The organism is Streptomyces sp. sk2.1 (assembly GCF_008120935.1).
Classification (GTDB): Bacteria; Actinomycetota; Actinomycetes; order Streptomycetales; family Streptomycetaceae; genus Streptomyces.
In genome coordinates this window covers 1-8,070 of the sequence record NZ_RDBO01000029.1, presented here as the reverse complement: position 1 = coordinate 8,070, position 8,070 = coordinate 1, and the positions used below count along the sequence as shown (strand labels likewise).

At 67.5% G+C, this 8,070-nt stretch carries 9 protein-coding genes and 2 pseudogenes; all 11 read right to left on the bottom strand.

Annotated features, from left to right (window positions below; all coding sequences use genetic code 11):
- A pseudogene (locus EAO76_RS11875) lies at window positions 1–584 on the bottom strand (protein phosphatase); the annotation flags it as partial.
- Window positions 581–955, bottom strand: coding sequence for a DUF6507 family protein (locus tag EAO76_RS11870; protein ID WP_392085228.1), 375 nt, complete (start codon window positions 953–955; stop codon window positions 581–583). The pseudogene EAO76_RS11875 and the gene EAO76_RS11870, both read right to left, overlap by 4 nt.
- 305 nt (window positions 956–1,260) lie before the next feature.
- Window positions 1,261–1,572 carry a pore-forming ESAT-6 family protein gene (locus tag EAO76_RS11865; RefSeq protein WP_148835891.1) on the bottom strand — a complete coding sequence of 104 codons (312 nt, stop codon included), beginning with the start codon at window positions 1,570–1,572 and terminating at the stop codon, window positions 1,261–1,263.
- A gap of 168 nt (window positions 1,573–1,740) precedes the next feature.
- On the bottom strand, window positions 1,741–2,073 hold the full coding sequence (locus tag EAO76_RS11860) for a hypothetical protein (protein WP_148835477.1): 333 nt from the start codon (window positions 2,071–2,073) through the stop codon (window positions 1,741–1,743).
- 246 nt (window positions 2,074–2,319) lie between these two features.
- A pseudogene (locus tag EAO76_RS45370) lies at window positions 2,320–2,538 on the bottom strand (DUF6507 family protein); the annotation flags it as partial.
- 71 nt (window positions 2,539–2,609) lie between these two features.
- Entirely contained in the window at window positions 2,610–2,921 is a 312-nt protein-coding gene (locus EAO76_RS11850) for a pore-forming ESAT-6 family protein (protein ID WP_148835891.1), read from the bottom strand.
- A 19-nt stretch (window positions 2,922–2,940) separates the two neighbouring features.
- Window positions 2,941–3,273, bottom strand: coding sequence for a hypothetical protein (locus EAO76_RS11845; RefSeq protein ID WP_148835477.1), 333 nt, complete (start codon window positions 3,271–3,273; stop codon window positions 2,941–2,943).
- A 384-nt stretch (window positions 3,274–3,657) separates the two neighbouring features.
- Window positions 3,658–4,137 (bottom strand): SUKH-3 domain-containing protein, encoded by a 480-nt coding sequence (locus EAO76_RS11840; RefSeq protein WP_148835890.1) that lies wholly within the window; start codon window positions 4,135–4,137, stop codon window positions 3,658–3,660.
- On the bottom strand, window positions 4,134–4,922 hold the full coding sequence (locus EAO76_RS11835; RefSeq protein ID WP_148835889.1) for a hypothetical protein: 789 nt from the start codon (window positions 4,920–4,922) through the stop codon (window positions 4,134–4,136). The genes EAO76_RS11840 and EAO76_RS11835 overlap by 4 nt, the downstream gene beginning before the upstream one ends.
- 362 nt (window positions 4,923–5,284) lie before the next feature.
- A complete protein-coding gene (locus tag EAO76_RS11830) occupies window positions 5,285–6,070 on the bottom strand; it encodes a hypothetical protein (protein ID WP_148835888.1) in 786 nt (261 codons plus the stop codon).
- On the bottom strand, window positions 6,067–8,070 hold a 2,004-nt coding region (locus EAO76_RS44485), incomplete at its 5' end, for a hypothetical protein (protein ID WP_222872149.1). The genes EAO76_RS11830 and EAO76_RS44485, both read right to left, overlap by 4 nt.

The window sequence follows — 8,070 nt, the reverse complement described above, 5'->3', positions numbered from 1 at the left end:
TGGTGCTTCTCCTCGACGGGGTCGCCCCAGGGGAGTTTGGCGTTCTTGAGGTCCTCGGCGTTGAACCCGTACTGGTCCTTGCGTTCGGAGCCGTCGCCGGCGACCATCTGCGTCCCGCCGAACAGGGCGGTGATCTTGTTGTGGCAGGTGCGTTCGGCGGCCCAGAACGCGGCGACGGTCGCGGTGATGTCGTCACGGAGCTGGTTGTGCTCCTCGACCTTGTCCCCGTCGTACTCCCACTCGTCGTCGTCCTTGTTCTCGTTCACGAACGTGGTCGCGTCGGTCTTCAGCTGCGCGAGCTTGGTGACGAGGGGGCGGATCTCGGTGGCGTAGTCGGACAGGGAGGTGGCGACCTTCTCCAGGTCGTCGGCGAAGGTGTCGGCCCGGTCCTTGACGGGTTTCGTCGAGGCGAACAGCTGCTCGGCCTCGGGCGCSRGGTAGTAGGCGGACAGGGCCTGGAACTGGGTGTGGACGGAGGAACCGGTCTCACGGATGTGTCCGGCGTCCTTCGTCAGGGACGCGTGGTCCTTCTCCAGCTGGCCCAGATCACCGGTGTACTGCGGAATGGCCTCGGGCTTGATCATCGGGTCTGCACTCCGGGCTTCTTCGGGTCCAGGTCGACCGCGCCCAGGGCCTTGCGCTGTGCCTCGGCGGCCATTTCCAGGTCGCCGTTGAGGTAGGCGGTCGTGGCGTCGACCGCGCCGGTCAGGGACTTCCCGGCCCGGGCCGCGATGAACTTCAGGTCCCCGGTGGTGTGCTCGGCGAACTGCGACAGGGCCAGAGCGACCAGACCGCCCACGGCGTCCTCGCCCTCGCCCTTGCCCCCACCACCGCCACCGGCGCCGGCATCGGCACTGATCGTGCCCGCACTCGACGCCGCCGACGTCAGATGATCACCGTACGACGTCGCGTGCGTCTGAATCTTCGACGCCGTCTCACCCGTCGTCTTCAGCACACCCTGAATACCCTGCGGCTTCAGATCCCACCCAGTCACCACAACACCCCCGTGAACTACCTGAAGAACATCGAACCGGACGACTCCGGCCAAGGACCTGGCACGGAGACGAGAAGAGAACCCATCGGACGGCAACCGACCCGACGGACGATCCCGGCAAAGGTCCCGACCGGGCGGACGGCCCGGCCGGGACCCCGTCGGCCGACGGAATCGGCCGGAAGAAGCAGCCGAAGCGTTCGGCGGCGAGAGCGGCCGATCCGGTCGAGAGGAACGACCGGATCCGCCGGGAAGAACGACTGGAGGACTCAGCCGATGTTGTCGACCGCGGCCTTGGCGCGCGTGATCGTGTGCTGCGCGGTGCCGTCGTTCTTCTCCAGCGTCGTCTTGAGCAGCTGGATGATGTTCTTGACCTCCTGCGAGGAACGGTTCCACCGCAGTTCCTTGCCGTGGTACTCGTCCGCCACGCCGTCGGCCGCGAAGTCCGCCATCGCCGCCTTGACCTGGCCGTCGCGCGCCGTGATGACCTCCTCCAGCCGCGCGATCACCACCTGGATGTTGCCCTGTGCATCCGCGGACGCGCCCGTGTCGTACGCACGACGGTCAGTGCCACCGGCCATCAACAATCACTCCCCGTGAAAACCTGTCAGAAAAGAACGTAATCGAATGGAACGAGCCGAAACGGGCCGGAGCGGAACAGGCCATGATGAAACGGGCTGTTGCGGAACGGGACGGAACGGAGCGAACCGGAATGGAACGAACCGGGGCGGAACGGAGTCCGGTCGTCGTCAGCGGGCGCCGAAGCGCGCCGCGTCGAAGTTCGCGGTCGACATCTGCTGCCGCGCGTTGTCGCCCTGCTCCTGGTCACCCGAACCGAACGCGGACTCCATCCCGGACTGACCGCCCAGGAGAGCCGCCAGCGAACCGTTCAGCGCCGCCGTGATCTCGTCCGACCGGTTCTTGAACGAGTCGAACGCCACCCGCCCCGAACCGTGGAACTTCCCCTCCAGCGGGGCAGCCGCCTGCAGCAGCTGACGGATCAGCAACCCCAGATCATCACTCGACCCACGAGACTTCGACGACAGAGTCGTCAGAACCTGCGCCCCCATGTCGAACTTCATTCGATCCCCCTGCCAGGCTGCGTGAACACATGTTTCGTCATGCCTATCAATTCGACGGGGTCGGAGGCAATCGGGATCCCGGAGCTGTGGACGGGAGAGGGTTGTGCAGCAGGCGCGGATGTGAATACTGGCCGGCGGCGACACGGCTTGTGCCGGACCGCATTCTGTCGCAGATCGGGAGCAAGCAGAGCCCCCGAGGCACCCGGTCACACGGTGTGCGCCACCACTGCCGCCCCCACGGTGGCGGGCCAGAGCGACCAGACCGCCCACGGCGTCCTCGCCCTCGCCCTTGCCCCCACCACCGCCACCGGCGCCGGCATCGGCACTGATCGTGCCCGCACTCGACGCCGCCGACGTCAGATGATCACCGTACGACGTCGCGTGCGTCTGAATCTTCGACGCCGTCTCACCCGTCGTCTTCAGCACACCCTGAATACCCTGCGGCTTCAGATCCCACCCAGTCATGCGCCTACCTCATGCTCCCCGTTGCTGTCCCGCCCCGGACCCACCCCTGTGGGGTGGGCCTCCAGGGAGAGTCAGCCGATGTTGTCGACCGCGGCCTTGGCGCGCGTGATCGTGTGCTGCGCGGTGCCGTCGTTCTTCTCCAGCGTCGTCTTGAGCAGCTGGATGATGTTCTTGACCTCCTGCGAGGAACGGTTCCACCGCAGTTCCTTGCCGTGGTACTCGTCCGCCACGCCGTCGGCCGCGAAGTCCGCCATCGCCGCCTTGACCTGGCCGTCGCGCGCCGTGATGACCTCCTCCAGCCGCGCGATCACCACCTGGATGTTGCCCTGCGCATCCGCGGACGCGCCCGTGTCGTACGCACGACGATCGGTGCCACCAGCCATCAGAAACCCAATCCCGTCGTCAGCGGGCGCCGAAGCGCGCCGCGTCGAAGTTCGCGGTCGACATCTGCTGCCGCGCGTTGTCGCCCTGCTCCTGGTCACCCGAACCGAACGCGGACTCCATCCCGGACTGACCACCCAGGAGAGCCGCCAGCGAACCGTTCAGCGCCGCCGTGATCTCGTCCGACCGGTTCTTGAACGAGTCGAACGCCACCCGCCCCGAACCGTGGAACTTCCCCTCCAGCGGGGCAGCCGCCTGCAGCAGCTGACGGATCAGCAACCCCAGATCATCACTCGACCCACGAGACTTCGACGACAGAGTCGTCAGAACCTGCGCCCCCATGTCGAACTTCATTCGATCCCCCTGCCGAACCTGAGCAAACAAATGTGCTGACCATCCCTATCAAGTCCGGGGGACCGAAGCAATCGAGGGCTTCCGGGCTGTGGAAAGGTTGTGACAGGGCCGTCGGGGAGCGGCGTGGGCAATGAAGTGTGCAAACGGAACACTTGGCCGAGCCGCCGAGGGCGGAGGGCCCCTCGACGCAAACGGGCCTCCCGGGAATCTCCGGCCGATCTTCACTCCGTGCACACGATCGTGGCGGTGCCCGTTCGGGCGGACCCGGCGGGCGGTGGCGCACAGGGCTGCATGGCGCATGTGCTCGTGCATCGGCAGGACGCGTGAGCGCCCCATGGGTGAATGTCGGCTCCCGGGCCGTCCCGGACGACGGTCCGCAACCGCTCAGACGAAGAAATCCTCTGCGTCGGGGTCGGGCACGCCGATCAGGAACCGGGAGAAGGCGTCCAGCGCGTTCTCTCCCAAGTAGTGTCCGCCGGTGTGGTGGAGGTGGAAGAAGCGCTCTTTCTCGTCGGCCAGGAGAATTCCGTGCTCGGAGGACTCGTGACCGATGGGAAAAAGTTCCGTTCCGAGCCCGAACGCCAGCTCCCGGATGGCTCCTGCGTCGCCCTCGTACCCGAGCGTCGGGCCCATGACCCAGGAGGTGCCCTGCACGGTGGGGTGGGCCAGGCACAGCAAGCCGTACGCATGAATGATGCGCACCGCGGCCGGTACGGGCGTCAGAGGGATTCCTTGCCGCCGGGCGTCCTGCACCCGCACGCGGATGAGTTCGTCGGCGCGTTCCCCGATGTCACGGCCGGGGTACCAGCCGTTCGTGACGAGCCAGTCGTGCACTTCGGGTGTCAGCCTCCCGGGGCCCGTCATCGCGTTCCGTTCCATGGGCCGGGGACCGGCGGGCCCGCCGACAGCGACTCGATGAACGCGGCGGCCTCGGTCTCGGTGATCTCGACGTGGTCGATGTCGTTGTGGCCGAGCGCGTACAGCCGGAGGTACTCGGTCGGCTCCCAGCGGAGATCGCGGGTGAACGCCTCGTCGTACGTCCGACCCTCGTCGACCCGGCGCCGGACGACGCCGCGCGGGCTGCTCCGCGGGCGGTTCCCGTCGATCTTCGCGTAGTACGTGATCTCGCCCTCGGCGTCCAGGGCGTCGAGAGTGGCCGGTGCGAGTGTGAGGAAGGGGCGGGCGGCGAGGTTGCTCTCCACCGTTCCGAACCGGACCATCGCACCGCCCAGGTCGATGAACTCCTCGACGAAGAACCCGCCGCCGCGTTCGTACAGGGCCAGCAGTGGTTCGTAGGGATCCGGGAGATCCGGCAGCGGGCCGGCCGGGCTCCCGGTACGGAGCACGGCCCAGCGGACAGCCGCCCGGCAGGTCGTCCTGACCGAGGAGGGGCCGACGCCCCGCAGGACCTCGTCGAGTTCGGCGGCGATGCCGTCGGGGATCCGGGCGGCGGCGTCGACATGCTCGGCCAGGTCGAAGAACGGCCAGGACCGCTCGGCGCCGCAGTGGTCCGCCCAGAGAGCCGCCCGGCGCAGATACTCCCGCATCAGGAGGGCGCGGGAGTTCTCGTGGCGCCAGGCAGCGTCCTCGTCGGACCAGTCGATGGTTCGCAGCCGCCGGAGGACGGACCGGGACGGTTCGACATTCACTCGCTATCCCTCCGGACCGGTGTGCCACTCCGTTACCGACGGGGCGCTACTTCTTGTGATCCATGTCGACTTCGGGGTCGTCGATGTCGATTCGTGTCACGTCGGGCATCAGGGAATCCAGAGTTCGTCGGTCGGAGGATTGCCGGTGAACCTGCCGTGCAGGCTGTCCACGCCGACACAGGCGCCGACCTGCTTCCTGGGGAAGGTGCCGCGTTCCCCGGCCTCCTTCCAGCGCGGCGCCGCGCTGGAAGGAGAGGTCCTTCGGGAAGTGCTCGAAATTGCGGCCGCGGGAGCGAGCCCGCGCGCCTTGGCCTCCCTCGACCTCCCGGATCGCACGACCCCTTTACCGGCAGGCCGTCGGCTCATCGGGAACCAGTGAGCTTCTCCACCGTCGATTCGATGAAGGCGGCAGCCTCCCGCTCGGAGATCTGCACGTGGTCGATGTCGTTGTGCCCGAGTTCGTAGAGCCGGAGGTACTCCGTCGGCTCCCAGCGGAGATTACGGGTGAAGGCCTCGTCGTGCGTCTCCGCCTCCCGGCCGACGAGACGCCGCCGCAGGATGCCGCGTGGGCTGCTGCGCGGATATCCCTCACTGATCTTCGCGTAGTACGCGATCCTGCCGACCGCTCCGGCATCGAGGGTGTCGAGTGTGCTCGGGGCCAGTGTGAGGAACGGCTCGGCGTTGAGGTTGGACTCGAAGTTCCCGTACGGGATCATCACTCCGTACAGGTCGATGAACTCCTCGATCGAGTAGCCGCCGCCTCGCTCGTACATGATCAGCAACGGCTCGTACGGGTCCGGCAGGTCCGGAAGACCGACCCCGCCCCGCTCCCGCAGCGCGGCCCAGCGCACGGCACCCCGGCACGTCCTCGCCGTGGACGGCGTGCCGACGTTGTGCGCCACGTAATCCTCCAACTCGGACTCGACCTCCGGAGCCAGCCGGAACGCCGGGTCGACGAACTCGGTGACGTCGAAGAAGGGCCACTTCTCCTCGGCGTTGTACACCTGAGCCCACAGTGCCGCGCGACGCATGTACTCCCGCATCAGCAGGGCGCGGGAACGCGAGTGACTGCTGGCCGTGTCCCAGTCGCCGTACCAGTCGACTGCGCGCAACCGCTCCAGGACCGCGCGTGGCAGCTCAGTACTCACTTCAGATCAAATCCCTTCAGGTGCATCTCCTGACGAATAGCCTTCACCACATCGTCGACATTGGACAAATCATCGGCGAGCTGGACCTTCGGCGGTTCCATCCCCAGGGAACGCCAGTGCCGGAACCCGCCGATCTTGTCGTTCGGCGCGAAGTCATGGGCGCCCGCGTCTCTGATGTCCTGGGGGAATTTCGGGCGGTAGTACCTGCCGTCGGCGGGGTCGAGTTCCCACAGGTGGTCGTATTCGCGGATGTAGGGCAGGCCGGACTTCATGAGACTGCTCTCGACGTACTCGTGCGCCATGAGGTGCTTGAACTGCTGCAAGCCCTCTTCGCTGAGTTTCCCCTCACGCGCGGCGAACCACATCTCGCCGACATCGATGCGCGGGGTGAAGAGGCCCTTCTTGAACGTGCCGGGAGCGATGGCCACTTCGTGCTGCGACCGGAAGAGATGGCTCTTGACCTGGCGGAGCACGGACTCGTCCACACCGGTGTTCCGGGAGATCGCCGGAAGCTCGACCTTGTTGTCCGTCGACCTGATGTTCTCGTACATCTCCGCTGCGACCACGGAGTCCGGGTCGTGGATCGGATCAGGCTTCTCGATCCAGCCGGCGCCGCTCCAGCCGCCGTGCGGGCCATCAGTGTACGGGCTGCCGTCGTGGTCATCGGCCCGCGCGCCGGCAGTGGCATTGTCCGCGTCGTCCCCAATGTGCGCCGCGTCGTCGCCGACGTGTGCCGCGTCGTCCCCAAGGTGCGCCGCATCGTCGCCCAGGCGTCCGACATCGTCTGCCGTCGACCCGACACCGTGGACCGCCGAGTCGATGTCCTTGCCGATGGTGGACACGACGTCGTCGATGCTGCGCCCGCCGATCGTGATGTCACCCGCCCCGCGCGGCACCGGCACCTTGCCGAAGAGCTCCGTCTGCTCGGCCTTGATCGCGGCCAGTTCGTTCGGGGAGACGCCGGGCAGGCGTTCCTTCTCGTACAGGACGTGGCCGTCCATCTTGGCCGTGAAGCTGTCCGCGGTGTGGAACTGCAGCTCGAAGGTCTGGCCGCTGATCGGATCGCGCCAGGTCGAGTTGATGCCCTTGTAGCCGGCGGAGTCCCAGGTGTTCTTGAACGTGACGTTCTCGAAGCCCTTGGCCTGGAGGTCGTCGATCGCCTGCTGCACGCCGTGGGTGTAGCTGTTGCTCGGCACCTCCATCGTGTAGCGGATGGAGTCCTTGATGTCGCCGAGGGCTCGAGCGGGGTCCACGCCGACGTCTTCGAGCATGTCCGTGGCGAGCTTGCGCTTGAGCGAGTCCTCGCCCTTGAGCCGGTACTCGAGGCCGATCAGCTTGCCGTTGTCGACCTTGCCCGCGATGCCCTGCATCGACTCGGTGATACGCGGTTCCGCCTCGGCGGACCTGCGCATGAAGTCGTCGGCTGACGCGTTCGCGTCCCGGTCCAGGCGCAGACCGTTCTCGCCCGCCCAGGATCCGTCGGGCAGATTGCCTCGGGGACCGTCGGGGGTGATCCCGCCGGGAACTCCGCCGTCGTCGCCATGGGACAGACCGGGCAGGTCCGATCCGGGACCGTCCGGAATGTGGTCGCCACCAGTGGGTGATCCGTCGTTGCCGTGTCCGCCGGGTCCGTCGCCGGTGTGGGGCGGGTCCTGGTGTCCGCCTCCGCCGCCGTTGTTGTGGCCGCCGTCGGCGGGGTGGGTGTTGGGTCCGTCGTTGTGGCCGCCGGGTCCGTCGCCGCCGTGTCCGCCGGTGGGGGGTTCGTGGCTGTTGGAGGGGGTGTGGCCGAGGTCGTCGGCGTGTCCGCCGGGGAGATTGTCGCCGATCTGGCCGGTGGGGATGTCGTCGCCGATGCGGCCGAGGTCGCCGAGGCCGGTGGGGTCGCTGCCCAGGCGGAGGACGTCGTCGCCGTTGCGGGCGCCGACACCGGCCAGGACGGGTTCCCGGACCGGGCTGTTGACGGGGCTGTCGGTGTGCGGGGTGGTGGGGGGTGGTGGGGG

Coding starts and splice junctions, on each gene's coding strand:
- EAO76_RS11850 (WP_148835891.1), bottom strand. CDS start 2,921: ATGGCTGGTGGCACCGATCGTCGTGCGTACGACACGGGCGCGTCCGCG.
- EAO76_RS11845 (WP_148835477.1), bottom strand. CDS start 3,273: ATGAAGTTCGACATGGGGGCGCAGGTTCTGACGACTCTGTCGTCGAAG.
- EAO76_RS11860 (WP_148835477.1), bottom strand. CDS start 2,073: ATGAAGTTCGACATGGGGGCGCAGGTTCTGACGACTCTGTCGTCGAAG.
- EAO76_RS11840 (WP_148835890.1), bottom strand. CDS start 4,137: ATGACGGGCCCCGGGAGGCTGACACCCGAAGTGCACGACTGGCTCGTC.
- EAO76_RS11865 (WP_148835891.1), bottom strand. CDS start 1,572: ATGGCCGGTGGCACTGACCGTCGTGCGTACGACACGGGCGCGTCCGCG.